Source organism: Ralstonia sp. 25mfcol4.1 (genome assembly GCF_900104095.1).
GTDB lineage: Bacteria > Pseudomonadota > Gammaproteobacteria > Burkholderiales > Burkholderiaceae > Cupriavidus.
Map to the genome: position 1 here is coordinate 224,289 of NZ_FNJO01000003.1, position 25,220 is coordinate 249,508.

A 25,220-nucleotide genomic window follows, 5' to 3' on the forward strand; every position below is an offset into this window, starting at 1 on the left:
TAATTGTCTGGACAGGCACACTTCCATCCGCCCGCCCGGCCCCAAAAAGCCGATACAGCGTCAGGCGATTTCACCCCAGAGATCGTGACCGTCGGCACCCGTGATCTTGACGTTCACGAAGTCTCCCGTCTTGAAACGCTGCGACGGCTTGGCGACGGGGTCGATATAGACCAGACCGTCGATTTCCGGCGCATCGGCGGACGACCGGCCAATGCCGCCGTCCTGGTTCACTTCGTCGACAAGTACCCGCAGCGTCTGCCCGACCTTGCGCTGGAGCCTGCGTGCCGACACGGCCTCGGCGACTTCCATGAACCGCGCACGGCGCTCTTCACGCACCTCGTCGGGCAGCGCGCCGGGCAGGTCGTTGGCGGTTGCCCCCTCCACCGGCGAATAGGCGAAGCAACCCACGCGGTCGAGCTCGGCTTCGGCAATGAAATCGAGCAGCGTCTGGAATTCGGCCTCCGTTTCACCCGGAAAACCGGCGATAAACGTGCTGCGGATCGTCAGCTCCGGGCAGATTTCGCGCCACGCACGGATGCGGTCGAGGGTCTTTTCGGCGTTGGCCGGACGCTTCATGCGCTTGAGCACATCAGGATGCGCGTGCTGGAGCGGCACATCCAGGTACGGCAGCACATTGCCCTGGTTCATCAGCGGAATGATCTCGTCGACATGCGGATACGGATAGACATAGTGGAGCCGTACCCAGGCGCCATACTGGCTGGCCAGCTCGCCAAGCGCTGCGACAAGTTCGGTCATGCGCGTCTTCAACGGCCGGCCCGCCCAGAAGCCCGTGCGGTACTTGACGTCCACGCCATACGCACTCGTGTCCTGCGAGATCACCAGCAGTTCCTTGACGCCGGCCTTGAACAGGTTTTCGGCTTCCAGCATCACTTCTGCCACCGGGCGAGAGACCAGGTCGCCCCGCATCGACGGGATGATGCAGAACGAGCACCGATGGTTGCAGCCTTCCGAAATCTTCAGATAGGCATAGTGCTTGGGGGTCAGCTTGATGCCTGCAGCAGGGACCAGATCGGTAAACGGATCGTGCGGCTTCGGCAGGTGCGTGTGCACGGCCTGCATCACTTCGCCCAGCGCATGGGGCCCCGTAACCGCCAGCACCTTTGGGTGGACCGACGACACGATATCGTGTCCCGCCGCATCCTTCTTGGCTCCCAGGCAGCCGGTCACGATGACCTTGCCGTTTTCGGTCAGCGCCTCGCCAATGGCGTCCAGGCTCTCCTGCACGGCCTCGTCGATAAAGCCGCAGGTGTTGACCACCACCAGGTCGGCACCGTCGTAAGTGCCGCTGATGGCATAGCCTTCGGCACGCAGCTGCGTGATGATCTGCTCGGAATCGACCAAGGCCTTGGGGCAGCCAAGTGATACAAAGCCGACTTTCGGCGCAGGATTGGACAGATTGGTTTCAGACGACATGGGGCACCGCGAATATGGGGGGATCTGGGCGCGCCCTACCGTCCCCGGTGGTGCGCCGCGCTGGTCTATGGCATCCGGCGAGCCTGCCGGGCGCCGTCATTGCCATGAAAGGCGGAGATTTTACCCCGAGCGGCCGATATTGGCGCATGGGCCGGCCAAATGGCCGGAAACCACGCTACGACAGGCCAGCCAGACTCCCCATGCGTTCGATGATCGGCTTCCAGCCCACCGCCAGGCCGAGCACGATGCCCCCGCCTGACGCCACCCAGAAGACCTTGTTGAGTCGGTCTTTCAGGGCGGAGATCTTTTCGTTACCGGACTGGATGCGACCTCCAAGGTTTTCTTCCAGCTTGTCCACCCGTGCGTCAGATTTGTCGAATCTGGCGTCCAGCTTGTCCATTTGAACGTCCATCTTGTCCATCCGGGCGTCCATCTTGTCCATCCGGGTGTCCATCTTGTCCATCCGGGCGTCCATCTGGTCGAACCGCGCGTCCATCTGGTCGAATCTGGCGTCGATGGCATCGAACTTTGCGTCTACGACTTCGAATTTGGCATCGATGGCGTCAAACCTGGCGTCCATCCGGCTGAAGCGCGCTTCGGAACGGGCGTCAATTTCCCGCAAGACCCTGGCGATCAGCGACTCGCTCCTTTCCTCCGACGCCGCCAGCGCCTGGGCCGTGCGGGCTTCCGATTCGCGAATCCGGTCCGTCAGGCGCGCCTCGGCTTCAACGACCTGTCCGCCGAGGCGGGTTTCGGCGGCGCCGACAAGGGCCTGCGTCGCATCGAGTCGCTCCTCGATCCGCGGCTGGGCCGCCGACAACGCGCCAACCTCGTGCTGAATGTGGGCCATTTGGCCGTACAGACCGAGCGCAAACTCGAAGACATTCGTGAATTGCGGCGATTCGACATGGTCGGGCTCAAGGCCCCAGGTAGCGGCTTGGCTGGGCATGGATGTGCCTCCAGTTCGGGCCCGATGGCGCCGCGCCGCCCGGCGGGTGCGTGTGCGTTTGCGCGAGAGATGCCATCGTGCAGCGAAAGAAATCGGGATCAACAGGTACCCGTTGCTCAGGGTTCCGCCGATTGCACCACAGAAGACTTGCCGTGGGCATCGCTCTCCGGGGAGTGCATCACCAATGTGGCAATTCGCCAGACATTCACAACATCTCGTCGCCGCCGCACAACGAAAAAGGCCCTGCACGTGCAGGGCCTGATATGCGCTGGCCGGAAGGCCGCTTACTTCTTGTCTGGCTGGTTGAAAGGGAACGTGCCGAACATGCTCTTGGCCTGGTTCTGCATCTGTTCCTGCATCTGTACGAACAGGTTCTTGCTCTGCTCGATATAGTTGCTCATCATCCCTTGCATCATCGGGCCTTGCAGGTTCATAAACTGCGACCACATGTCCGGGCTGAACGCCTCGCCCGAATACAGGCCCTTCGAGTTCTCCGCCAGCTTGTTCTGGATGTCGATGAAGGCCTGGATGTTCTTTTCCAGGTAGGTGCCCATCATGCCCTGCATGGCATGGCCGTAGAAACGAATGATCTGCGACAGCATGGCGCTCGAAAACATCGGAACGCCGCCCGTTTCTTCTTCCAGGATGATCTGCAGCAGGATGCTGCGCGTGAGTTCCTCGCCCGTCTTTGCGTCGACGACCTTGAATTCCTCGGTATCCATGACCAGCTGCTTGACGTCCGCGAGCGTGATGTAGGTGCTGGTCTGCGTATCGTAGAGCCGGCGATTGGGATATTTCTTGATCAGTCGCTCTGCGCCTTTCTTGGTCGTGGCCATCGGTGCTCTATCCTTTTGTCGTCGCTGATGCCGGCGGTTGGCATCCGCTGCTGCGCCTGGTCGCAACGCTGCTGCACCGCATGCGGTGCAGTGCGCAATGGACGCGTCGTCCCGGGCGGGATCGACGCCGCAGGCGCGCAAGATACAACCGGACCAGACCCGTGAAGAGCGCTCTTCTTTGGTGCCGGTTGCGCCATTGCCCTGATTCTATGCTCAAGAAAGCACTATGGAAAGACGGCAGTGTTTAAGGAAAACCCGCAGCAAACCACCGTCGTCTACAGAAAGGGCCTGAAAAAAAAGGCCGCCCGCGCGCCGGGTGGCATGCGGGCGGCCCGTTCCTGGCGCTGCGCAGCCGGCCAGGAATATCCGCTTGTGCACTGCGCTGGATGCGCCGCATCAAGGCGGCGTCCCAATGCAGGCCGCCGGCGTCAGCCCATATGCAGGCCGCCGTTCAGCGAGAAGTCGGCACCGGTCGAAAAACCCGATTCTTCCGATGCCAGCCAGGCGCAGATCGAAGCAATCTCAGCCGGCTCGCCCAGGCGCTTGACCGGAATCGTGCCGACGATCTTGTCCAGCACGTCCTGGCGAATGGACTTGACCATATCGGTAGCGATATAGCCCGGCGACACAGTGTTCACCGTTACGCCCTTGGTAGCCATTTCCTGCGCCAGCGCCATCGTGAAGCCGTGCAGACCTGCCTTGGCCGTCGAGTAGTTCGTCTGCCCGAACTGGCCTTTCTGGCCGTTCACCGACGAAATATTGACGATCCGGCCCCAGCCACGGTCTGCCATGCCGTCGATCACCTGCTTGGTCACGTTGAACAGCGACGTCAGGTTGGTGTCGATCACGGCGTCCCAGTCGGCGCGCGTCATCTTGCGGAAGACCACGTCGCGCGTGATGCCGGCGTTGTTGACCAGCACGTCGACTTCGCCCACTTCGGCCTTGACCTTGTCGAAGGCGGCCTTGGTCGAATCCCAGTCGGCCACGTTGCCCTCGGACGCCACGAACTCGTAGCCAAGCGCGCGCTGTTGTTCGAGCCATTTCTCGCGGCGCGGCGAATTGGGGCCGCAGCCCGCCACCACCTTGAATCCGTCCTTGGCCAGACGCTGGCAAATCGCGGTTCCGATGCCACCCATGCCGCCGGTCACATATGCAATGCGCTGAGTCATATCCACTCCTAGTTGGCTCGCTCGATCGTTGTTATCGATGCTCAGGTCTGTGTCGATACCGGCGGGCAGACGTTCCTCGGCACGCGCCGCCGGCATACCCCTCCTGCAATCAGCGCTCGACTGCCAGCGCCACGCCCATGCCGCCGCCGATGCACAGCGAGGCAAGGCCCTTCTTCGCGTCACGACGCTTCATTTCGTGCAGCAGGGTCACCAGAATGCGGCAGCCCGATGCACCGATCGGATGGCCGATGGCGATGGCGCCACCGTTCACGTTGATCTTCGACTGGTCCCAGCCCATTTCCTTGTGCACGGCCAGGGCCTGGGCGGCGAAGGCCTCATTGATTTCCATGAGATCCAGGTCCTGCACGCCCCAGCCAGCCCGCGACAGGCAGCGTTTGCTGGCCGGCACCGGACCCATGCCCATCACGGCCGGATCCACGCCGGCGTTGGCGTACGCCTTGATCGTGGCCAGCGGCGTCAGGCCCAGTTCCTTGGCCTTGGCAGCCGACATCACCACCACCGCGGCGGCGCCGTCGTTCAGGCCCGATGCATTGGCGGCCGTCACCGTGCCGGCCTTGTCGAAGGCGGGCTTCAGGCCGGACATGCTGTCGAGCGTGGCGCCCTGGCGCACGAATTCGTCGGTCTTGAAGGCCACCGGATCGCCCTTGCGCTGCGGAATCAGTACCGGGACGATTTCCTCGTCGAACTTGCCGGCCTTCTGGGCGGCTTCGGCCTTGTTCTGCGATCCCACGGCGAACTCATCCTGGGCTTCGCGCGTGATGCCGTATTCCTTGGCCACGTTTTCGGCCGTGATGCCCATGTGGTACTGGTTGTAGACGTCCCACAGGCCGTCGACGATCATCGAGTCCACCAGCTTGGTGTCGCCCATGCGGAAGCCGTCGCGCGAGCCCGGCAGCACGTGCGGCGCGGCGCTCATGTTCTCCATGCCGCCAGCCACCACGATCTCGGCTTCGCCGGCGATGATGGCGTTCGCGGCCAGCATCACCGCCTTCAGGCCGGAGCCGCACACCTTGTTGATGGTCATGGCCGGCACCATGTCAGGCAGGCCGGCCTTGCGCGAAGCCTGGCGCGCCGGGTTCTGGCCCGAAGCGGCCGTCAGCACCTGGCCCATGATCACTTCGCTTACCTGGTCCGGCTTCACGCCGGCGCGCTCGAGCGCGGCCTTGATCACGATGGCACCCAATTCAGGCGCCGGGATCTTCGCCAGGGAGCCACCGAACTTGCCTACTGCGGTACGGGCTGCGGAAACAATGACGATGTCGGTCATTTGAGGTCCTTTCGAGAAAGCGAATCGCGGATCGGTTCGAAACCGGGCCAGCCGCCACGGCCGGCCCGCGTGAAATCAGGCGCGCTGTCGGACGTAGCGGCCGGGTGCCGGCTCCACCGGCGGGTAATGGGCGTTGCCCAGCGTGTCCGATGCGGCGCGCTTCTGGCCTGCGTGCTTGCCCAGCCAGGCCATCCAGTCGGGCCACCAGCTGCCGGGGTGCTCCTGGGCGCCGGCCAGCCATTCGTGGGCCGATTCGGGCAGCGCATCGTTGGTCCAGTGGCTGCGCTTCTTCTTCGCCGGGGGATTGATCACGCCGGCAATATGGCCAGAGGCGCCCAGCACGAAGCGGAGCTTGTTCCTCAGCAGCGCGGTCGATGCATAGGCGGCCATCCACGGCACGATATGGTCTTCGCGCGACCCGTAGATATAGGTCGGCACGTCGATCGCGCCCAGGTCCACCGGGGCATTGCAGACGGTCAGCTTGCCCGGCACCTTGAGTTCGTCCTGCAGGTAGGTGTGGCGCAGGTACCAGCAGTACCAGGGGCCCGGCAGGTTGGTGGCGTCGCCGTTCCAGAACAGCAGGTCGAACGGCACCGGCGTATTGCCTTTCAGGTAGTTGTCCACCACGTAGTTCCAGACCAGGTCGTTCGGTCGCAGGAACGAGAACGTGTTGGCCAGCTCCACGCCGCGCAGCAGGCCGCAAGGCGCCCCGGAGGCGCCGCCCAGCGTGGCTTCGCGCAGCTGGACGTGTGCTTCGTCGACGAATACGTCGAGGATGCCGGTATCTGAAAAATCGAGCAGTGTGGTCAGCAGCGTCAGGCTGGCTGCGGGCCGTTCGCCACGCGCGGCCAGCACGGACAGCGCGGTCGAGATGATGGTGCCACCCACGCAGAAGCCCAGCACGTTGATCTGGTCCTGCCCGCCGATATCGCGCGTCACCTCGATCGCGCGAATGGCCGCGTGCTCGATGTAGTCGTCCCACGTGCGCTCGGCCATCGACGCATCGGGGTTGCGCCACGACACCAGGAAGACCGTGTGGCCGTTTTCCACGGCGTGCCGTACCAGCGAGCTTTCGGGCTGCAGGTCGAGGATGTAGTACTTGTTGATGCACGGTGGCACCAGCAGCAGCGGCCGGGCGTAGACCTTGTCGGTCAGCGGCTTGTACTGCAGCAGCTGGAAGTACTCGTTCTCGTAGACCACGGCGCCTTCGGTCACGGCCACGTTGCGGCCCACTTCGAAGGCCTTCTCATCGGTCTGCGAGATCTTGCCGCGCTGCAGGTCTTCCAGCATGTTGCGCACGCCGTTGCGCAGCGATTCGCCACCCGACTCGATCAGGCGCTGCTGGGCATCGGGATTGGTGGCCAGGAAGTTGGCCGGCGACATGGCGTCGACCCACTGCGACACCGCGAAGCGGATGCGCTGACGCACCTTCGGGTCGGCTTCCACCGCGTCGGCCAGTTCGGTCATGGCGCGCGCCGTCAGCAGATAGAACGCGGCGGTATAACGGTACGGCGCGTTGTTGCGCCAGGCAGGACTGGCGAAACGGCGATCGGACAAGCGTTCGCTGGCACCGGCATTCCCGTTGCCGGCCGGATTGCCGTTGGCGACCATGGCGCCCTCGCCCATTTCGCGCCAGAGCTCGGCAAAGTCCTTCAGATAGCGTTGCTGGATGCCGGCCAGCTGGTCCGGCGCGATCTTCACGGGACCGCCGTTCGCACCGCCAGTCGGAAACGCCTGCTGGAACGCCTTGGCGAAGGCATCGCCGGCGGGAAAGCCACCGGGGAATGCACCGGCCAGACCCGCCGGGAAACCGGCCGGCATCTCGCCGTTGGCTTCAGGGGCCCACTGACGGGACCATTCCAGCCATGCAGCTGGATCGAATGGCCCCGGCGCAAATTGAAACGGTTGGGACTTGTCTTCCTTGCCGGAAGCTGCCGCACCTTTGCCGGTCGCCATGATGTAATCGTCTCTCTGCCTGTCGTAGTGGATGACGGGCTCGGGGTAACTGTCTCCCGACCCGCCCCGCATCCGGGTTGCGTCCGCAAGCTGCCCAGGGCTGCTTGGCTCTTACGCTATGCTTGCCGGCGAAACCCTGGAATCGTTCCTCGGTTCCGATACATTTCGAGGCATTGTTGCCTTGCAATGGAGAGACTGTCAATGCGGAAATCCGCATTGCGATGCGTGGGCTGAATAAGTGAAGCCCAACCTACCGGACGGTAATGCTGGCGCGGGTTGCCGGGCCGGTCCAACCCCTATCCAGGAAAGATGAAAGCCTGATGTATATCGTGGCAATTGGCTGGCTCTACGTCGCCTTGATGATGGCCATCACCGAGACCAGTGTCGTCGCCGGTGTGGCCACGTTCCTGTTGTACGGATTGGCGCCGGTGTCGATCGTGATGTACATCATGGGGACGCCGGGCCGGCGTCGCCGGCGCCGTGCGCAGGAAGCCCGTGAAGCCGCGGAAGCGGCCACGGCACAGGCGGCGCGGCTTCCGGACGATGGTGCGACCGGGCCCTAGTCGGCCAGCCAGACCAGCGTGGCCATGCGGCCCGTGGTGCGGTCGCGGCGGTAGGAGTAGAAGCGATCGGCGTCGCTGACCGTGCAGGTATTGCCGCCGAACACCTGCGTGCAGCCGGCGCGCGCGAGGCGAATGCGTGCGAGTGCATACAGGTCGGCCAGGAATTTGCCGGGCGCGCCCGCGACGAACGCCGCTGCCACGGCCGCGCGCTCGTCGGGCAAGGCCTGCTGCAGGAACGCCTCGCGTACCTCGACCCCCACCTCGAAGGCATCGGGGCCGATCGCCGGGCCGAGCCAGGCCAGCCACCGCGCCCCCGCGCCCGCCCGCGTGGCCATGCGCGCCAGGGTGGCCTCGATCACGCCGTCGCACAGCCCGCGCCAGCCCGCGTGCGCGGCACCCACCACCGTCCCATCCGTATTGCACAGCAGCACGGGCAGGCAATCGGCCGTCATGATCGCGCAGACGTGTCCGGCCGTAGCACTCACGCTGGCATCGGCGCGCGGCACATCGTCGCCTTCGCCCGCGTCGTCGGCCGTCGCCACGCCGCATCCATGCACCTGTTCGAGCCAGTGCGGCATGGCCGGCAGATGGCTGGCCAGCCGTGCCCGGTTGGCCGCCACGGCAGCCGGATCGTCGCCGACGTGCGTACCCAGGTTGAGTCCTCCGGCGCGACCATCGGCCAAGCCATACGGACCTGCGCTGACACCCCCCTTTCGCGTGGTGGAGAGCGCGCGCACCCGGGCCGGCGCCGGCCAGTCCGGGACGATCCAGGCTGCGGCACCGGCCATCGGGTCAACTGTCGCCCGGTCAGTCGTCATCGTCATCGGCCTCTCCTTCGTACCACTCGGGCTCGCCCTCGTCCTCTTCGTCTTCCTCGGCATAGCGATCGAAGTCGAGCGCATCGATCAATGCCTGCAGGTCTTCGGGGGGCTCGGCCTCCCAGGATTTCCTGCGGCCCGTCACCGGGTGCATCAGCCCCAGCCGGTATGCGTGCAGCGCCTGGCGCGTGAAAGGCACCGGCAGCGGCACGCGCACGGCCGGGCGCTGTCCGCGCTGCGTCGCCTTGTGATACACCGGATCCCCTACAAGCGGATGGCCAATGGACTCGAAATGCACACGAATCTGGTGCGTGCGCCCGGTTTCGAGCTGGCACATCACCATCGATACCTTCGAGCGGCCCAGCGGCACCGTGCCAAGCGTTTCGAAATGCGTGCGCGACGGCTTGCCGCTGTTGGTATGCACAATGGCCATCCGCGTGCGCTCGCGCGGATCGCGCCCGATCGGCGCATCGATCGTGCCCTCGTCGGGCGTCTCGCCCCAGACCAGCGCGATATACGTGCGCTTGACCGTGCGGGCCTGCAGTTGCCGTACGAGGTCGGTCTGAGCAGTCAGCGTGCGCGCCACCACCATCAGGCCCGAGGTTTCCTTGTCGAGCCGATGCACGATGCCGGCGCGCGGCAGGCGCGCCGCGTGCGGATCGCGGTGCAGCAGGCCATTGAGGACCGTGCCGCTCCAGTTGCCCGCGGCAGGATGCACCACCAGCCCGGCCGGCTTGTTGATGACCAGCAGCGCCTCGTCCTCGTACAGCACGTCGAGTGGGACGTCCTCTGCGGTAAAGGCCATCGTTTCCGGCGCGGCCTGGGGGCGGATCTCGATCTGCTGGCCCATCTGCACCGATGCCTTGGCACGGCTGGGCTCGCCGTCCACGCGGACGGCGCCCTCCTCGATCCACTGCTGGATGCGGCTGCGCGAAAATTCGTTGAAGTGCCGCGCGAGCAGTTTGTCGAGCCGCTCGCCATGCGCCGCACTATCGACTTCCAGGTACAGTGGCATCAGGTCAGGCGCGGCAGGCGCCGTGGCAGGCACCTCGTCATTGAATTCGCCAGTCGCCTCCCCTTCGTCGCCATCATCAAGATGGTCGTCGAAGTCTTCGGATTCCTCGTCGGTCACGTCGGCGTTTTCGGAGTGGCGTTCCAGACCGGTTTCGGTCTTGGGGCTTCGGCTATAATGCTTGGCGCTATTTTTTTTCATCCGGAACAGGTTGCCCATGCAATTGCAGAGCATCAAACGCGCGAACTGGCGCGCGAAAATTGGAGCGGTTTTGCTCGCAGGCGGATGCGTCATGCTATCGGCATGCGGCCTGCTGGGAGACCAGCCTGACGAAACTGCCGGCTGGTCGGCCAACAAATTATATTCGGAAGCCAAGGATGCCCTCGATGGCGGCGACTACACGCGCGCCGTCAAGCTGTACGAAAAGCTCGAGGGCCGCTATCCGTTTGGCCGCTATGCACAGCAGGCCCAGATCGATACCGCCTACGCCAACTACAAGGATGGCGAGACCGCTGCCGCGCTGGCTGCCGTGGACCGCTTCATCCAGCTGCACCCGAGCCACCCGAACATCGATTACGCCTACTACCTCAAGGGCCTGATCAACTTCAACGACAACCTCGGCTGGCTTGGCCGCTTCTCGGGCCAGGATCTCAGCGAACGCGACCCCAAGGCAGCCCGCGCCGCCTATGACGCGTTCCAGACCCTGATCACGCGCTATCCGGACAGCAAGTACACCCCGGACGCCACGCTGCGCATGCAGTACATCGTCAACGCGCTGGCCCAGCACGAGGTCCACGCCGCGCGTTACTACTACCGCCGTGGCGCCTACCTGGCGGCCGTGAACCGCGCGCAGCAGGCGCTCAAGGACTACGATGGCGCGCCGGCCAACGAAGAGGCGCTGTACATCATGGTCCGGTCGTACGATGCGCTGGGCATGAAGGACCTGCGCGACGACGCGGCACGCGTGATGGAACGCAACTACCCGAACAGCGATTTCATCAAGTACGGACAGCGCCGCAAGGACAAGTCCTGGTGGGAAGTGTTCTGACGACGCCCGGCCTGGCCGGAACATGAGAAAAGCCCGACGCAAGGTCGGGCTTTTTCGTTTTTCGGCGACGGTGTTGAGTGCTGGCTGGCGCTTTTCCCGCTCTTCCTATGCCTCGCCGCCCCGTTCTTCGCCGCCCCGGCCTTCGTCGACCCGGCCTTCGTCGACCCGTTCATCGTCGACCCGGCCCTCGCCGCCCGCTTCCGCGCCAGGCCAGGCATTCGTGCCTGCCTCGTCAGCCGGCTTGCGCAGGCTTTCCAGGAACCGCACCACCGTTTCGGCCTCTCGCGTACGCGTGAACGGCGGCAAGCTCTGCCAGATCTGACGGCCATATGGCTTTTCTACGAGCCGCGTATCGCAGATGGCCAGTACGCCGCGATCCGATTCGGAACGGATCAGGCGCCCGGCGCCCTGCTTCAGCGTAATCACCGCGTGCGGCAGCTGGTGTACGGCAAATGGGCTCAGGCCCTTTTTCTGCAACACCTCCATGCGGGCGGCCAGCACCGGGTCGTCGGGCGGCGCGAAAGGCAGCTTGTCGATGATGACCAGAGAAAGCGCCTCGCCGCGCACATCCACACCTTCCCAAAAGCTTTGGCTCCCGACCAGCACGGCATTGCCGAGTTGACGGAAGCGGTCCAGCAGTTCGGTGCGGCTGGCCTGGCCTTGCACCAGCAGCGGCAGGTTGATGCCACGCGCGGCAAAGAGGTCGTACAGCATGTCCGACGCCTTCTGCACCGCACGCAGCGTGGTACAAAGCAGGAAGGTGCGGCCGCCAGCCGCCTCGATCAGTGGCAGCGCCTTTTCGACCACGGCTTCGGTGAACTGGGGCGAATTGGGCGGCGGCATGTCGCGCGGCACATAGAGCAGGCCCTGTTTCGCGTAATCGAACGGGCTGGGCAGCGTCAGCGATTGATCCTTGTTCAGCCCGAGCTGCGCCGCGTAATGGGCGAAATTGCCCTTTACCGACAGCGTCGCCGAGGTGAAGACCCACGCGCGGGGCTGGCCTTCGCGCTGGCGCGTGAAGATCGGGGCGATCGACAACGGCGTGCGGTGCAGCTGGACGGTGTGCGAGAACACTTCGACCCAGCGCACGGTATCCGGGCCGGACTGGGCAGGCGCGGGCGGCGCCGCGGTTTCCGCATCACCCTCGGCCGCCGGCTCGCCGGACGCTACCGCCGCGGGGGCCGGCGTCGCGGCCACGCGGTCATCGCGCCAGACTTCCAGCCTGTTGGCCAGCTCCACGGCCCGGCGATGGCACTGTTCCAGCGTTTCGGCGCGCTCGGCCTGCGATTCCAGCGCCTCGACAAACCCGGACAATGCCTCTTCCAGCGCGTCCAGCGTTTCGTAGAACGGCTCCGCAGTGCGCGGATCGGCATCGATCTGTCCCATCGCCATGCGCACGTTGTCGCGGCCGAACGCCAGCCGCAAGTCGCGCGCAGCACGTTCCAGCGGCGCGCCCAGCGCCACCCAGTCCACGGCGTCGCGGGCGTGTGACAGGCCTTCGGCCACGGTGTCGCGGGCCAGTTCGAGCAACTGGCTGGTGGACAGCGTTTCGCCAAAGAACAGCGTCGCCGTTTCGGGCAGCTGGTGGGCTTCGTCGAAGATCACCGTGTTGGCGGCGGGCAGCAGCTCGGCCATGCCGGTATCGCGCAGCACCACGTCCGCAAAGAACAGGTGATGGTTCACCACCACCACGTCTGCCTGCTGCGCTTCCTTGCGGGCGCGCATCACAAAGCATTCCTTGTAGTTCGGGCATTCGCTGCCCAGGCAGTTGTCCCGCGTGGACGTCACCATCTGCCAGACGGGCGCGTTCTCGGGCACGGACGCCAGCTCGGCCTTGTCGCCGGTAGCCGTGGCCTTGGCGAAATTCCCGATGTCGCGCAGCCATGCGGCATCCTGCTTCGATGCAAGCCGGCCATTGGCCTGCGCGCGCTCCAGGTGGTAGTGGCACACGTAATTGGCGCGCCCCTTGAGCAGCGACACCGACACCGGCACGTTCAGCGCATGGCGCACCGTCGGAATATCGCGCAGGAACAGCTGGTCCTGCAGGTTCTTGGTGCCGGTGGACAGGATGACCTTGCCGCCCCAGAGCATGGCGGGCACCAGGTAGGCAAAGGTCTTGCCGGTGCCGGTGCCGGCCTCGACGATGACCGTGTCGTTCTGGCCGATGGCATTGGCCACGGCTTCGGCCATCTTCAACTGCGACGCACGCGGACGGTAGCCCGGGATGGCCGTGGCCAGCGTGCCCGTGTCGGCGAACATCGTCGACAGTTGCGCGGCTTGCAAGGCCGCCTGGCTGGCCGATGCCGCTGCCACGGCCTCGCCCAGGGATTCGGCGGGTTCGTGTGCGTCGGGCGCCTCGGCGGCATCGGACAGGAGGTCGTCGGTGGGATCTGGCAAGGTGGGGCTTTCTTCGATACCCGTGGCCGGTTGCCCTGCCACGAGAGATGTGTGGTGCGTGTGCCGCGCTTCAGTTGGCCGGATCGTCAGGCCAGCGCGCCGTTGCGGGGGCATCAGGCCGGAACATCGGGTTCCAGGTGCAGCTGCAGCAAGGTGATCGCGTCCTTGAGCTTGAGGCGGCGCTTTTTCAGGCGACGCAGCTGCAGTTCATCGTGGGCGGGATCGGCGGACAGCCGGTCAATCAGGAAATCGAGGTCGCGGTGTTCGATCTGCAACTCGATGATCTGCCGCGCCAGCGTGTTGAGATTTTCATCCATGGTGCGCCTTCGTACTCCATGGCGGCAGCCAGCGGCCCCGCCAGACCCTGCCAACGAATCAGAAACCGAACGGGCTCGGCCCGGAATTCTGGCCGCCCTGCTTCTGCTTCTCCTCGGCACGTGCGCGCCGCTCGTCCAGGTCTTTCTGGCGCTGCACGGCGTCTGCCTGCTTCTGCTCGTACGTCTTGACGTTTTCCTGACGCTGGCGCGCGCTTTCGGCGCCCTTCTGCTGGGCTTCCTTCATGCGCGCGTTGTAATCGTCCTGCTTCTTCTGGTACGCCTCGGCATTGGCCGCGCGCTGCGGCGCCTGCCCCGTGGCCTGCGCATCGCGCAGCGCCTGTTCCTGCTGCTTGCGATCGAACGCTTCCCGGCTGGCCTGCTCGTTGGCCGCCCGGCCCGGTTGGCCGGCCTCGAATTCGGCGCGGCGCAGGGCCTGCTCGCGATCGCGCGTGGCCGCCTTGTAGGCCCGCTCGGCATCGCCGACTTCCAGGTCCTTGGCCCGCAGCACGTGCAGTTCCTCGCGCTGCACGTCCTTGGCCTTGTCGATGCAGTTAGTCACCAGGAACTTGCTGTAGCACGCGCGCTCGGCCACCGCGAAGCGGTAATTGGTCCATGCGCGCGAATCATTGATGGCCTTGCGCTCGGCCTCGAAATCGCGCGGCTTGCCAGGGTCCGGCGGGATGGGTACCGATGCGGGCGCGGCAACGGGTGCGGACGCCTGCGCGTGCGCGGCGCCCAGCGGCGCCCCCAGCAGCAGCGAGGCCAGCGCCAGCGTGGCAATCGGGGAAGCGGAAAAGGAAACCGGGCGAGCCATGACGGCCGGAAGGGGCTTGACGATCATGCCGCGATTCTAGCATCCGGGGGCCCCTCGGACCGCACCGCGAACCGGCCGCCAGGTGCCGTGCGGGCGCCACCCGCGCAAGCCGCGGAAAAGACACGGTAAAAGGTGTCTTCCCGTCACCGGAAGCGCGCCGCGCTTGTGGCACAATGCCCCGCTTTCGACTGACTCGTTTTCTCGATGTCCAATCTGCCTGCTTCCGTCCTGCAAAAGATTGTGTCGCTGATCGCGGCCGAACTGTCCGTGCAACCGCGCCAGGTGGCGGCTGCCGTCGACCTGTTGGACGAAGGTGCCACGGTGCCGTTCATCGCCCGCTACCGCAAGGAAGTGACGGGCAACCTCGACGATACACAGCTGCGTAACCTGGAAGAGCGCCTGCTGTACCTGCGCGACATGGAAGACCGCCGCGCCACGATCCTGGCGTCGATCGAGGAACAGGGCAAGCTCACCGACGAGCTGCGCGCCGCCATCGAGGGCGCCGAGACCAAGCAGACGCTGGAAGACCTGTACCTGCCCTACAAGCCAAAGCGCCGCACGCGCGCCCAGATCGCCCGGGAATGCGGCCTGGAACCACTGGCCCAGGCGCTGCTGGCCGACCCCACGCTGGATCCGCAGACCGAGGCCGCCAAATTCGTCAATGGCAACCCCACCGCCGAAGGCGGCGTGCCTGACACCAAGGCCGCGCTGGACGGCGCCCGCGACATCCTGTCCGAGCAGTTTGGCGAAACGGCCGAGCTGCTGGGCAAGCTGCGCGATCACCTGTGGAACAACGGCGTGGTGTCGTCCACGGTCATGGAAGGCAAGGAAACCGCCGAGGAAGAGAAATTCCGCGACTACTACCAGTACAGCGAGACCCTCCGCACCGTGCCGTCGCACCGTGCGCTGGCGCTGTTCCGCGGCCGCAACGCGGGCGTGCTGCTGGTCAAGCTGGGCCTGGGCGAAGAGCAGGACGCCATGGTGCCGCACCCGTGCGAAGGCATGATTGCGCGCCATGTCGGCATCGAGAACCGCAGCCGTCCGGCCGACAAATGGCTGGCCGACGTGTGCCGCTGGTGCTGGCGCGTCAAGGTGCAGCCGCATCTGGAAACCGAACTGCTGACCCAGCTGCGCGAAACCGCCGAGGGCGAAGCCATCAAGGTGTTCGGCCGAAACCTGCATGAACTGCTGCTGGCCGCGCCGGCGGGCCCGAAGTCCGTGATGGGTATCGACCCAGGCATTCGCACGGGCTGCAAGATCGCCGTGGTGGACAGCACCGGCAAGCTGCTGGATACCGCCACGATCTACCCGCACGAGCCGCGCCGCGACTGGAACGGTTCGCTGGCCACGCTGGCCCGGCTGGCCCGGCAGCACAATGTCGCGCTCTGTTCGATCGGCAACGGCACGGCCAGCCGCGAGACCGACAAGCTCGTGCAGGACCTGATGAAGGGCGCCCCGGAGCTGAAGCTGACCAAGATCGTGGTGAGCGAGGCCGGCGCGTCGGTGTACTCGGCGTCGGAACTGGCTGCCAAGGAATTCCCTGGCCTGGACGTATCGCTGCGCGGCGCCGTGTCGATTGCCCGCCGCCTGCAGGATCCGCTGGCCGAGCTGGTCAAGATCGATCCGAAGTCGATCGGCGTGGGCCAGTACCAGCACGACGTGAACCAGCGCGAGCTGGCCCGTGCGCTGGACGCCGTGGTGGAAGACTGCGTGAACGCCGTGGGCGTGGACGTGAACACCGCATCCGCCCCGCTGCTGGCGCGCGTGTCGGGCCTGAACTCGGTGCTGGCGCGCAATATCGTCGAGTTCCGGGATGCCAACGGTGCGTTCAGCAATCGCGAATCGCTGAAGAAGGTGCCACGCCTGGGCGACAAGACGTTCGAGCAGGCGGCCGGCTTCCTGCGCATCAACAATGGCGACAATCCGCTTGACCGTTCGTCCGTGCACCCGGAAGCCTACCCGGTGGTGCAGAAGATCCTCGACCACATCAAGAAGGGCCTGCCCGACGTGATGGGCAACCGCGAGAGCCTGCGCGGCCTGTCGCCGCAGCAGTTTGCCGACGACAAGTTCGGTGTGCCGACCGTGCGCGACATCCTGACCGAACTCGAAAAACCGGGCCGCGACCCGCGCCCCGAGTTCAAGACCGCAACCTTCCAGGAAGGCGTGGAAGACGTGAAGGATCTGCAGCCGGGCATGATCCTGGAAGGCGTGGTTACCAACGTGGCGGCCTTTGGCGCGTTCGTCGACATCGGCGTGCATCAGGACGGGCTGGTCCACATCTCGGCGCTGTCGACGAAGTTCGTCAAGGACGCGCACGAAGTGGTCAAGGCCGGCCAGATCGTCAAGGTCAAGGTCATGGAAGTGGACGTCAAGCGCAACCGTATCGGCCTGACCATGCGCCTGGACGACGAACCCGGCCAGCAGGCGGCCCGCGCGGGCGGCGGCGACCGCCCTGCCGATCGTGGTCCGCGTAGCGGAGGCGGCAACCGTGGCGCCGGCGGCATCGCCCGCCGCGAGCCCGAGACGCAAGGCGCCATGGCCGCCGCCTTTGCCAAGCTCAAGCGTTAAGCCGCCCGCAACGCACGGCAGAACGAAAAACGCCCCGCTCGATGCGGGGCGTTTTCATTGCGGCGGCCAGTGGGCGAGCCGGCTCAGATTTCTACCTTCGTACCCAGTTCCACCACCCGGTTGGCCGGGATCGAGAAGAAGTCCGACGGCTTGGCGCCGTTCTGATGCATCCACGCGAAGAGGCGTTCGCGCCACATCGACATACCCGGCAGCTTGGACGGGATCACCGTCTCGCGCGCGATGAAGAACGAGGTCTCCATCAGTTCGAAATGCATGTCGAGCTTGCGCTGCGCCAGGTCGAGCACCCGGTTCACGTCCGGCGTTTCCTTGAAGCCGTACTCCGATGCCAGGATGAACACGCCGCCGCCCAGGTCCTTGCAGGTCAGGCGATGGTCGTCGTCCACGTAGGGAATGTCGCGCGTGACAAAGCTCAGGAACACCACGCGCTCGTGCAGCACGCGGTTGTGCTTCAGGTTGTGCAGCAGCGACACCGGCACCGATTCGGTACTGCCGGTCAGGAACACCGCCGTGCCTTCGACGCGATGCGGCGGATGGGCCAGCAGGCCGGCGATGAAGGGCTCCAGCGGAATGCCGTCTTCGAGGCTGCGCGCCCGCAGCAGTTTGCGGCCGCTATGCCAGGTCATCAGCAGGAAGAACGCCGTGCTGCCCATCAGCAGCGGGAACCAGCCCCCCTCCGCCACCTTGAGCAGGTTGGCGGCGAAGAACGACAGGTCGACGATCAGGAACGATGCGCCAAGTACCGTCACCAGCACCCGGTTCCACTTCCAGAACCGGCGCATGACGATGACCGCCAGGAAGGTCGTGATCAGCATCGTGGTAGTCACGGCAATGCCGTAGGCTGCGGCCAGGTTCTCGGACTTGCGGAACGACAGCACCACGGCAATCACCAGCACCAGCAACGCCCAGTTGATCACGGGCAGGTAGATCTGGCCGATTTCCGCCGCCGACGTGTACAGGATGCGCATGCGCGGCAGGAACCCCAGCTGGATGGCCTGGCTGGTCAGCGAGAACGCGCCGGAGATGACCGCCTGCGACGCGATCACCGTGGCCGCCGTGGCCAGCAGCACCATGGGCAGCTGCAGCATGTCCGGCACCATCAGGAAAAACGGGTTCTCGATGGCGTTCGGGTTGACCAGCAGCAGCGCGCCCTGACCGAAGTAGTTCAGCATCAGGCAGGGCATCACCAGCGCGAACCAGCCGTAGCGGATGGGCTTGGCGCCGAAGTGGCCCATGTCGATGTACAGCGCCTCGGCACCGGTCAGCACCAGGAACACGCTGCCGAGCACGATGAACGCCAGCAGCGAGTGTTCGATCAGGAACGAGATGCCGTACCAGGGATTGATGGCCTTGAGGATGTCCGGCGCCTGCGCCAGATTGAAGATCCCCAGGCCGCCCAGGGCCAGGAACCAGACCACCATGATCGGCCCGAAGAGCTTGCCCACGGCGCTGGTGCCGTGCCGCTGGATGAAGAACAGCACGCACAGGATCGACAGCGTGATCGGGATCACGAAGTGCGACAGCGCTGGCGCGGCGATCTCCAGCCCCTCCACGGCGGACAGCACCGAGATGGCCGGGGTGATCACCGCATCGCCATAGAACATGCAGGCGCCGAAAATGGCCGACATCATGATCAGCCGGGCCATGCGCGACCGTGGCGCCGCGGTCCGCAGCGCCAGCGCCATCAGCGCCAGCACCCCGCCTTCGCCGTTGTTGTCGGCGCGCATCACGAACAACACGTATTTGATCGACACGACGACGATCATCGCCCAGAACAGCAGCGAGATGATGCCCAGCACCGCTTCGGGGCTGAACGGAATGCCGTGGTCCTTGCTGAAACACTCCTTCAGCGAATAAAGGGGGCTGGTACCGATGTCGCCAAAGACGACGCCGATCGCGCCGATCACGAGCGCACGGGTGCTCGGGCTTTCGACGAAGTAATGGCTGGTGGTTGCGGACTGGGTCATGGAATTGGGTCAGGTGAACCGGCTCGCGCCTCCCGTGCCTGCCTTTGGCTGCCCTGGCATGGCGCCAGACGGACAGTCCCTCCAAAGTGCTTTATCAGGCACGATCTTCTCTCACGCTAGCGGCTCCGGTCCCCGATGGGGCGTATTGGCCTTCTCAGTTTCTATTGCGATGCACAAACGCGCGCATTCTAGATGAAGTGTCGTGCGGCGACCACTGTGGAAAAGCCGACGTCATTGGCCGCGACCGATCAAGCATGGGAAAGAAGCGGGGCATGGTCAAGGCCCACCAATGCCGCCACGGTGGTATCACCCACCATCGGCACGTTGTGAAGGCACGACACCAAATGTCTGATACGTTACTTTTTTCAAACAGGTGTCAGACGCCCAGGTAGCGGTCCAGCGCGGCGGGCGTGGCGGCCAGCCTGGCGGCGGGCCCCGCCATGACCACCTGCCCTTTTTCGAGGACGACCACGCGGTCGGCGTGCGACAGCACCGCGCGGTAGTTGCGATCGACCACGATCGATGCGATGCCCGTGCCACGCACGGTGGCGATCACGTTCCAGATCTCGTGGACGATGCGCGGCGCCAGCCCCTCGGTGGCCTCATCCAGGATCAGGCAGTCGGGGTTGGTCATCAGCGCGCGGCCGATCGACAGCATCTGCTGCTCGCCGCCGGACAGCTGCTGCCCGCCGTGGGATAGCCGTTCCTTGAGTCGCGGAAAGAGGTCCAGCACGCGTACCTCGTCCCAGTCCCTGCGGCCACCGCAGCCGGCCCGCGCTGCCATCACCAGATTCTCGCGCACGCTCAAATTCGGAAAAATGCCACGTCCTTCTGGCACGTAGGCGATGCCAAGCCGGGCCACCTCGTGCGGCCGGGCGCGCGACATCTCGCGGCCAGCCACGCGGATCGTGCCGGCGCGTTCCCGGACATGGCCCAGCAGCGTACGCAGCAGCGTGCTCTTGCCCATGCCGTTGCGGCCCAGCAGGCCGACGGTCTCGCCCGCGTTGACATGGAAGTCGATGCCGCGCAGCACGTGGCTGGATCCATACCAGGCGTTGACGCCGCTGGCGTCGATGATGGCGGTGGTGCTCATGCGCCGGCCTCCTGCCGCTGCCCCGTCTCGTCCTCTTCGCCCAGGTAGGCCAGCTGCACCTCACGGTTGGCGCGGATGCTGGCCGGATCGCCCGATGCAATGACCGTGCCGTTGACCATGACCGTGATGCGGTCGGCCACGGCGAACACGGCCTCCATGTCGTGTTCGACCAGCAGGATCGCGTGCCCTTCGCGCAGGCCGCGCAGCAGGTCGAGCATGCGGGCCGATTCCTCGGCACCCATGCCGGCCAGCGGTTCGTCCAGCAGCAGCGCCACGGGCTCCGTGGCCAGGCACATCGCCACTTCCAGCTGGCGCTTCTGGCCGTGGGCCAGTTCGCTGGCCACGCGGCCCGCGTGCTGCGACAGGCCGGCGCGCTCCAGCGCTTCATCGGCCAGCGCCCGGCTGGTACGGCAGCCTTGTGCGGATTCCCATAGTCGCCATGCGCGCTGGGCGCGCGACTGGGCGGCCAGCCGGCAGTTCTCGCGCACGGTCAGCGGCAGGAAGATATTGTTGCGCTGGTAGCTGCGCCCCACCCCGTGGCGCGCCAGCCTTGGCTGCGCCCAGCCGGTGACCTCATGCCCCTGCAGATACAGCCGGCCTTCGGACGGCGGCAGCTCGCCGGACAGCAGGTTGATCAGTGTCGACTTGCCGGCGCCGTTGGTGCCGATCACGGCGTGGATTTCATTGAGGTGCAGCGACAGGTCCACCTGGTTGACCGCCGTCAGACCGCCAAAGCGGCGCGACAGCATCTCGGCCTGCATCACCGGCGCCGATGTGGCATGGTTCATACGGCCTCCCGGCTCTGCGCGTTCGGGTCGGCGGCGCCGGCATGGCGGCGCCCGCGGCGCGGCGAACGTTGCCGCAGCACTGCCGGCACGCTCACCAGCCCGCGCGGCAGCAGCGCCACCGCGACGATGATGAAGCCGCCCATCAGCAACTGCCAGTGTCTGGTCAGCGTGCCGAACCACTCGGCCAGCAGCACGAACGAGAACGCGCCCAGCACGGCCCCGGCCAGGCTGCCCACGCCGCCCAGGATCACCATGAGCATGGCATTGCCCGACTGGTGCCACGACGCAATCTCGGGGTTCACGAAACCGAACTGGATGGCATACAGGAATCCCGCCAGCCCGGCCAGCATGCCGCCAGCCACGAAGGCGCCCAGCTGGTAGCGATACGTGCCGAAGCCGGCCGCGCGCATGCGCTGCTCGTTATGGCGGATGCCCACCAGCGCATGGCCGAAACGCGAGCGCAGCAGCAACGCCAGCAGCGCCACGGTCAGCACCAGCGCGGCCAGCACGAGCCAGTAAAAGCGCACCGGATCGTTCACCGTGATGGGCAGTTCCGAGAACAGGCCGAATTCGGGACGGAAGTAGATATAAGTGCCGTCGCTGCCCCCGGCGATCTTGGTGTCGTGGAACACGAAATACACCATCTGCGCGAAGGCCAGCGTGACCATGATGAAGTAGATGCCGCGCGTGCGCAGTACCAGCGTACCCACCACCAGCGCCAGCGCACCGGCGGCGCCCACCGCGCCCAGCAACAGCAGCCAGCCGTTGCCCGCGCCGCTCTGGGGCGCCAGCATGGCGGTGGCGTAGGCCGCCATGGCGAAATACGCCGCGTGCCCCAGGCTCACCAGTCCGGTGTAGCCGATCAGCAGCTGCAGCGACAGCGCGAAGATCGCCATGATCATCACCTTGCTGAGCAGCTCGATGTAGTACTTGTGGCTGTCTGCGGTCAAAAGCAGCGGCGCGGCGCACAGCACGGCCAGCGCGATGATCCAGCCCGTTGCGGCCAGCCACGCGGGGCGCCGCACTGGCTGGGGCGCGGTTGTCGAGATGTCGGTTTGCATGTCCCCTTCCCTGCTCAACCCGCGCGGAACAGCCCTTGCGGCTTCCACAGCAGGATCACGGCCATCAGCAGGTACACCAGCACGCCGGCGGCGTCCTGCCAGAACACCTTGCCAAACGTGTCGACAAAGCCGATCAGCAGCGAGGCCACCAGCGCCCCCTTGACCGACCCGATACCGCCAATCACCACCACCACGAAGCAGATGATCAGCACCTGCCCGCCCATGCCCGGGTACACCGACGACACTGGCGACGCGATCATCCCCGCCAGCACGGCCAGCGCCACGCCCAGCGCGAACACGAAGCGGTACAGCACCGTCACGTTGATGCCGAGCGACTGCACCATCTCGCGGTTGGTGGCGCCAGCGCGGATCATCATGCCCACCCGCGTGCGCCGGATCACGTAGTACATCGCGCCCGCCACCAGCAGGCAGACCGCCGAGATGAACAGCCGGTACACCGGATAGGTCATGTCGTTGCCGATCGGCAGCGACCCGTCCAGCAGCGCGGGCACCGGCACGCCATGGACGTCGTCGCCCACCAGGATGCTGCGCAGTTCCTCGAACACCAGGATCAGCCCGTAGGTCATCAGCACCTGCTGCAGGTGATCGCGCTGGTACAGGTAGCTGAAGAACGCCCATTCGAGCACGTAGCCGAACAGCACGGCCAGCACGATGCCCAGCGGCAGCGCGATAAACAGGTTGCCGGTCAGGCTGGCCAGCGTGAACGCCAGGTAAGCCCCCAGCATGTAGAAGCTGCCATGGGCCAGGTTGATCACGCCCATGATGCCGAAGATCAGCGTCAGCCCGCTGGCCACCAGGAACAGCAGCAGGCCGTACTGCACGCTGTTCAGGCACTGGATGAGAAAGGAAACGATGTCCATCGTGAAACCGGCCGTGCCGTCTGGTGGATCGAGGGGTGGCGTTGGGGCGCCGTGCGAAAGGCCGCGGCGGCGCCGGATCAGAGGCGGCAGCCGCGCGCCGGATCGGCCAGCGCCTTCACCGCCACGGCACTGACCTTGTTCTCGCGGCCATCCACGCGGCGCAGGTAGAAGTCCTGCACCGGGTTGTGGGCCTTCGACAACGTGAACGCGCCGCGCGGGCTATCCACCTTGGCCGCTTCCATGGCCTTGATGATGTCCGGCTTGCGCGTCATGTCGCCCTTCACCGCGTTGGCGCCGGCGGCCAGCAGCTGCGCGGCGTCGTAGCCCTGCACGGCGTAGACATCAGGCTGCAGCTTGTAGGTCTTGGCGTAGTCCAGGCGGAAGGCCTTGTCGCGCGCGTTGCTCAGGCCATCGGCGTAGTGCAGCGTGGTCTCCAGCCCCTGGGCGGCGGCGCCCTGCGCCTCCAGCGTGCCATCGGTCAGGAACCCCGAGCCGAAGAGCGGGATCTTGTCCTTCAGCCCGGCTGCCTGCCAGTCCTTCACGAACTTGACCGCACCGCCGCCGGCAAAGAACACGAACACGGCGTCCGGTTTCAGCGACGCCACTTCGGTAATCAGCGCCTGGAACTCGACGTTCGGGAACGGCAGGCTCAGTTCCTTGACCACCTTGCCGCCCTTGGCCTCGAAGGCCTCCTTGAAACCCTTGACCGACTGCTCGCCGGCCGCGTACTTCCAGGTCAGCGTGACCACCTTCTTCATGCCGCGATCGGCCAGCACGTGGCCCATGGCATAGCCCGGCTGCCAGTTCGAGAACGACGACCGGAAGATATTGGGGCCGCACAGCGGGCCCGTGGCCTCGTCCACGCCCGCATTGGGGATGATCAGCAGCGTGTTGTTTTCCTTGGCCACCTTGACGATGCCCATCTGCACGCCCGAATGCACAGTGCCGACCACCACATCCACCTGGTCGCGTCGGATCAGCTTGGTGGCGTTTTCCGGTGCCTTGGCCGGGTCCGATTCATCGTCCACCTTGAAGTACTCCACATCGCGCCCGCCCAGCTTGCCGCCCTGCTGCTGCACATACATCCGGAAGCCGTTCTCGATGGCCGTGCCCAGCGCCGCATAGGTGCCCGTGTACGGCAGCATGAAGCCGACCTTGACCTTGCCGCCGGCCGGGGCGGCCGGTGCCGTCTGGGCCAGGGCTGCTGAGCCGGTGGCCAGCACCGCGCTGGCGGCCAATGTGACGACAGACAGACGACGCGCGTGCAGCAGCCTGCGCAATGCATTGCGATGCATGGAATCTCCTCCTGGTGGTCTGAAGCCGATGGCGCCGCGTGCACCGGGCCGGTGCCGGCCCGGCTGTCGCCGCCAGTTATTTTAGGATTGAAGTATTTGCCGTTATAAACGCCGCGGTCGCAGCCGTCAATGCGCCCGCCTGGTCGCGGTGTGGCGAATGCCCACAGCGCGCGAGTTTAAGCAGTACGGTTTGCGGGGCATATCGCTGGATACCCTCGATCTGGGCCATGGTGCCGTACTCGTCGTCCTCGCCCTGCACGGCCAGTACCGGGCTGCGGATGCCGTCCAGCAGCGGGCGCAGGTCGAAATGGCGAAATTCCGGGTTCAGCCAGATATCGTTCCAGCCCCAGAAGGCCGATTCCACGTCGGCATGGTGGCGCGCCAGGCGTGCGCGCAGATCGGTGTTCAGGTAGGTCTCGCGCGTGGCGGCGATGCTGCGCACCGACAGGTCCTCGACGAAGATGTGGGGCGCCAGCACGGTCAGGCCGTCCACGGCATCGGGAAAGCTTGCCGCGTAGATCAGCGCGATCGACCCGCCGTCGCTGTGGCCCAGCATCCAGGGCTTGCCATGCTGGCGGCCGGGGCCGATGCCCAGCGCATCGAACAGCGCCGGCAACGCCTCGCGGCCCTGGCGATGCATGAAATCGACACCCCAATTCTCGTCATGCGGCCGTGGGGTGGAACGCCCGTAGCCGTAGCGTGAGAAGACCAGGCCCCGGAAGTCGCCGGCGTCGCAGAACTGGCGCGGAAAGTCGCGCCACATGCTGATCGAGCCCAGGCCCTCGTGCAGGAACACCACCAGCGGCCGCCGCTTGCGTTCCTGCCTCAGCCATTGGTACTCGATGTCGATCTGCCGCCCATCGAAAGGAATTCGAACCAGCTCGCTGCCCATGTCACTACCCCTGTCACCACGCCTGCCTGCACCCGCCTGACTGACTGCCCGACGCT

General features: G+C 65.6%; 21 protein-coding genes. 3 read left to right on the top strand and 18 right to left on the bottom strand.

Annotation, left to right across the window (positions count from 1 at the left end):
• Positions 1–60: 60 nt before the first annotated feature.
• The 6 genes from rimO to phaC form a co-directional block, all read right to left on the bottom strand.
• The gene (gene rimO, locus BLQ58_RS07125) at positions 61–1,434 is read right to left on the bottom strand and encodes a 30S ribosomal protein S12 methylthiotransferase RimO (RefSeq protein WP_049815780.1); all 1,374 of its coding nucleotides are present in this window, start codon (positions 1,432–1,434) and stop codon (positions 61–63) included.
• A 175-nt stretch (positions 1,435–1,609) separates the two neighbouring features.
• Positions 1,610–2,485, bottom strand: coding sequence for a hypothetical protein (locus tag BLQ58_RS07130; protein WP_139186071.1), 876 nt, complete (start codon positions 2,483–2,485; stop codon positions 1,610–1,612).
• Positions 2,486–2,667: 182 nt separating this feature from the next.
• Positions 2,668–3,219 (bottom strand): polyhydroxyalkanoate synthesis repressor PhaR, encoded by a 552-nt coding sequence (gene phaR / locus BLQ58_RS07135; RefSeq protein WP_029050631.1) that lies wholly within the window; start codon positions 3,217–3,219, stop codon positions 2,668–2,670.
• 428 nt (positions 3,220–3,647) lie between these two features.
• Positions 3,648–4,388: a 3-ketoacyl-ACP reductase gene (locus tag BLQ58_RS07140; RefSeq protein WP_029050632.1), complete on the bottom strand. Its 741-nt coding sequence runs from the start codon at positions 4,386–4,388 to the stop codon at positions 3,648–3,650.
• 109 nt (positions 4,389–4,497) lie between these two features.
• Entirely contained in the window at positions 4,498–5,676 is a 1,179-nt protein-coding gene (locus tag BLQ58_RS07145; RefSeq protein ID WP_029050633.1) for an acetyl-CoA C-acetyltransferase, read from the bottom strand.
• Between the two features lie 75 nt (positions 5,677–5,751).
• On the bottom strand, positions 5,752–7,632 hold the full coding sequence (phaC, locus tag BLQ58_RS07150) for a class I poly(R)-hydroxyalkanoic acid synthase (RefSeq protein ID WP_029050634.1): 1,881 nt from the start codon (positions 7,630–7,632) through the stop codon (positions 5,752–5,754).
• Between the two features lie 320 nt (positions 7,633–7,952).
• Between phaC and BLQ58_RS07155 the strand changes: the two genes are divergently transcribed.
• On the top strand, positions 7,953–8,195 hold the full coding sequence (locus BLQ58_RS07155; protein WP_029050635.1) for a hypothetical protein: 243 nt from the start codon (positions 7,953–7,955) through the stop codon (positions 8,193–8,195).
• Here the strand turns inward: BLQ58_RS07155 and pgeF are convergent.
• A complete protein-coding gene (pgeF, locus tag BLQ58_RS07160; protein WP_049815784.1) occupies positions 8,192–9,013 on the bottom strand; it encodes a peptidoglycan editing factor PgeF in 822 nt (273 codons plus the stop codon). The genes BLQ58_RS07155 and pgeF overlap by 4 nt on opposite strands.
• The gene (locus BLQ58_RS07165; RefSeq protein WP_029050637.1) at positions 9,003–10,226 is read right to left on the bottom strand and encodes an RluA family pseudouridine synthase; all 1,224 of its coding nucleotides are present in this window, start codon (positions 10,224–10,226) and stop codon (positions 9,003–9,005) included. The genes pgeF and BLQ58_RS07165 overlap by 11 nt, the downstream gene beginning before the upstream one ends.
• Positions 10,227–10,242: 16 nt before the next feature.
• Here BLQ58_RS07165 and BLQ58_RS07170 point away from each other — a divergent pair, with 16 nt between their 5' ends.
• Positions 10,243–11,073, top strand: coding sequence for an outer membrane protein assembly factor BamD (locus BLQ58_RS07170; protein WP_029050638.1), 831 nt, complete (start codon positions 10,243–10,245; stop codon positions 11,071–11,073).
• 105 nt (positions 11,074–11,178) lie between these two features.
• On the opposite strand, the gene BLQ58_RS07175 is transcribed toward BLQ58_RS07170, so the two are convergent.
• The 3 genes from BLQ58_RS07175 to BLQ58_RS07185 all read right to left on the bottom strand — a co-directional run bounded on the left by BLQ58_RS07175 (position 11,179) and on the right by BLQ58_RS07185 (position 14,628).
• Positions 11,179–13,332, bottom strand: coding sequence for a DNA repair helicase YoaA (locus BLQ58_RS07175; protein WP_254775850.1), 2,154 nt, complete (start codon positions 13,330–13,332; stop codon positions 11,179–11,181).
• A 251-nt stretch (positions 13,333–13,583) separates the two neighbouring features.
• A complete protein-coding gene (locus BLQ58_RS07180; RefSeq protein ID WP_029050639.1) occupies positions 13,584–13,787 on the bottom strand; it encodes a DUF465 domain-containing protein in 204 nt (67 codons plus the stop codon).
• Between the two features lie 58 nt (positions 13,788–13,845).
• Complete coding sequence (locus tag BLQ58_RS07185) at positions 13,846–14,628, bottom strand: hypothetical protein (RefSeq protein WP_029050640.1); 783 nt, start codon at positions 14,626–14,628, stop codon at positions 13,846–13,848.
• A gap of 177 nt (positions 14,629–14,805) precedes the next feature.
• Here BLQ58_RS07185 and BLQ58_RS07190 point away from each other — a divergent pair, with 177 nt between their 5' ends.
• Positions 14,806–17,169, top strand: coding sequence for a Tex family protein (locus BLQ58_RS07190; protein WP_029050641.1), 2,364 nt, complete (start codon positions 14,806–14,808; stop codon positions 17,167–17,169).
• An 83-nt stretch (positions 17,170–17,252) separates the two neighbouring features.
• Here BLQ58_RS07190 and BLQ58_RS07195 read toward each other — a convergent pair whose 3' ends face one another.
• The 7 genes from BLQ58_RS07195 to BLQ58_RS07225 all read right to left on the bottom strand — a co-directional run bounded on the left by BLQ58_RS07195 (position 17,253) and on the right by BLQ58_RS07225 (position 25,164).
• Complete coding sequence (locus tag BLQ58_RS07195) at positions 17,253–19,154, bottom strand: potassium transporter Kup (protein ID WP_029050642.1); 1,902 nt, start codon at positions 19,152–19,154, stop codon at positions 17,253–17,255.
• A 376-nt stretch (positions 19,155–19,530) separates the two neighbouring features.
• Positions 19,531–20,247 (bottom strand): ABC transporter ATP-binding protein, encoded by a 717-nt coding sequence (locus BLQ58_RS07200; RefSeq protein WP_029050643.1) that lies wholly within the window; start codon positions 20,245–20,247, stop codon positions 19,531–19,533.
• The gene (locus BLQ58_RS07205; RefSeq protein WP_029050644.1) at positions 20,244–21,035 is read right to left on the bottom strand and encodes an ABC transporter ATP-binding protein; all 792 of its coding nucleotides are present in this window, start codon (positions 21,033–21,035) and stop codon (positions 20,244–20,246) included. The genes BLQ58_RS07200 and BLQ58_RS07205 overlap by 4 nt, the downstream gene beginning before the upstream one ends.
• Complete coding sequence (locus tag BLQ58_RS07210) at positions 21,032–22,096, bottom strand: branched-chain amino acid ABC transporter permease (RefSeq protein ID WP_029050645.1); 1,065 nt, start codon at positions 22,094–22,096, stop codon at positions 21,032–21,034. The genes BLQ58_RS07205 and BLQ58_RS07210 overlap by 4 nt, the downstream gene beginning before the upstream one ends.
• A gap of 14 nt (positions 22,097–22,110) precedes the next feature.
• Entirely contained in the window at positions 22,111–22,977 is an 867-nt protein-coding gene (locus BLQ58_RS07215; protein ID WP_029050646.1) for a branched-chain amino acid ABC transporter permease, read from the bottom strand.
• Between the two features lie 77 nt (positions 22,978–23,054).
• On the bottom strand, positions 23,055–24,272 hold the full coding sequence (locus tag BLQ58_RS07220) for an ABC transporter substrate-binding protein (protein ID WP_029050647.1): 1,218 nt from the start codon (positions 24,270–24,272) through the stop codon (positions 23,055–23,057).
• A 76-nt stretch (positions 24,273–24,348) separates the two neighbouring features.
• Positions 24,349–25,164 (bottom strand): alpha/beta fold hydrolase, encoded by an 816-nt coding sequence (locus BLQ58_RS07225; protein ID WP_029050648.1) that lies wholly within the window; start codon positions 25,162–25,164, stop codon positions 24,349–24,351.
• Between the last annotated feature and the right edge of the window lie 56 nt (positions 25,165–25,220).

Coding starts and splice junctions, on each gene's coding strand:
- rimO (WP_049815780.1), bottom strand. CDS start 1,434: ATGTCGTCTGAAACCAATCTGTCCAATCCTGCGCCGAAAGTCGGCTTT.
- phaR (WP_029050631.1), bottom strand. CDS start 3,219: ATGGCCACGACCAAGAAAGGCGCAGAGCGACTGATCAAGAAATATCCC.
- BLQ58_RS07140 (WP_029050632.1), bottom strand. CDS start 4,388: ATGACTCAGCGCATTGCATATGTGACCGGCGGCATGGGTGGCATCGGA.
- BLQ58_RS07145 (WP_029050633.1), bottom strand. CDS start 5,676: ATGACCGACATCGTCATTGTTTCCGCAGCCCGTACCGCAGTAGGCAAG.
- phaC (WP_029050634.1), bottom strand. CDS start 7,632: ATGGCGACCGGCAAAGGTGCGGCAGCTTCCGGCAAGGAAGACAAGTCC.
- BLQ58_RS07155 (WP_029050635.1), top strand. CDS start 7,953: ATGTATATCGTGGCAATTGGCTGGCTCTACGTCGCCTTGATGATGGCC.
- pgeF (WP_049815784.1), bottom strand. CDS start 9,013: ATGACGACTGACCGGGCGACAGTTGACCCGATGGCCGGTGCCGCAGCC.
- BLQ58_RS07165 (WP_029050637.1), bottom strand. CDS start 10,226: ATGAAAAAAAATAGCGCCAAGCATTATAGCCGAAGCCCCAAGACCGAA.
- BLQ58_RS07170 (WP_029050638.1), top strand. CDS start 10,243: ATGCAATTGCAGAGCATCAAACGCGCGAACTGGCGCGCGAAAATTGGA.
- BLQ58_RS07175 (WP_254775850.1), bottom strand. CDS start 13,332: ATGTTCGCCGACACGGGCACGCTGGCCACGGCCATCCCGGGCTACCGT.
- BLQ58_RS07180 (WP_029050639.1), bottom strand. CDS start 13,787: ATGGATGAAAATCTCAACACGCTGGCGCGGCAGATCATCGAGTTGCAG.
- BLQ58_RS07185 (WP_029050640.1), bottom strand. CDS start 14,628: ATGATCGTCAAGCCCCTTCCGGCCGTCATGGCTCGCCCGGTTTCCTTT.
- BLQ58_RS07190 (WP_029050641.1), top strand. CDS start 14,806: ATGTCCAATCTGCCTGCTTCCGTCCTGCAAAAGATTGTGTCGCTGATC.
- BLQ58_RS07195 (WP_029050642.1), bottom strand. CDS start 19,154: ATGACCCAGTCCGCAACCACCAGCCATTACTTCGTCGAAAGCCCGAGC.
- BLQ58_RS07200 (WP_029050643.1), bottom strand. CDS start 20,247: ATGAGCACCACCGCCATCATCGACGCCAGCGGCGTCAACGCCTGGTAT.
- BLQ58_RS07205 (WP_029050644.1), bottom strand. CDS start 21,035: ATGAACCATGCCACATCGGCGCCGGTGATGCAGGCCGAGATGCTGTCG.
- BLQ58_RS07210 (WP_029050645.1), bottom strand. CDS start 22,096: ATGCAAACCGACATCTCGACAACCGCGCCCCAGCCAGTGCGGCGCCCC.
- BLQ58_RS07215 (WP_029050646.1), bottom strand. CDS start 22,977: ATGGACATCGTTTCCTTTCTCATCCAGTGCCTGAACAGCGTGCAGTAC.
- BLQ58_RS07220 (WP_029050647.1), bottom strand. CDS start 24,272: ATGCATCGCAATGCATTGCGCAGGCTGCTGCACGCGCGTCGTCTGTCT.
- BLQ58_RS07225 (WP_029050648.1), bottom strand. CDS start 25,164: ATGGGCAGCGAGCTGGTTCGAATTCCTTTCGATGGGCGGCAGATCGAC.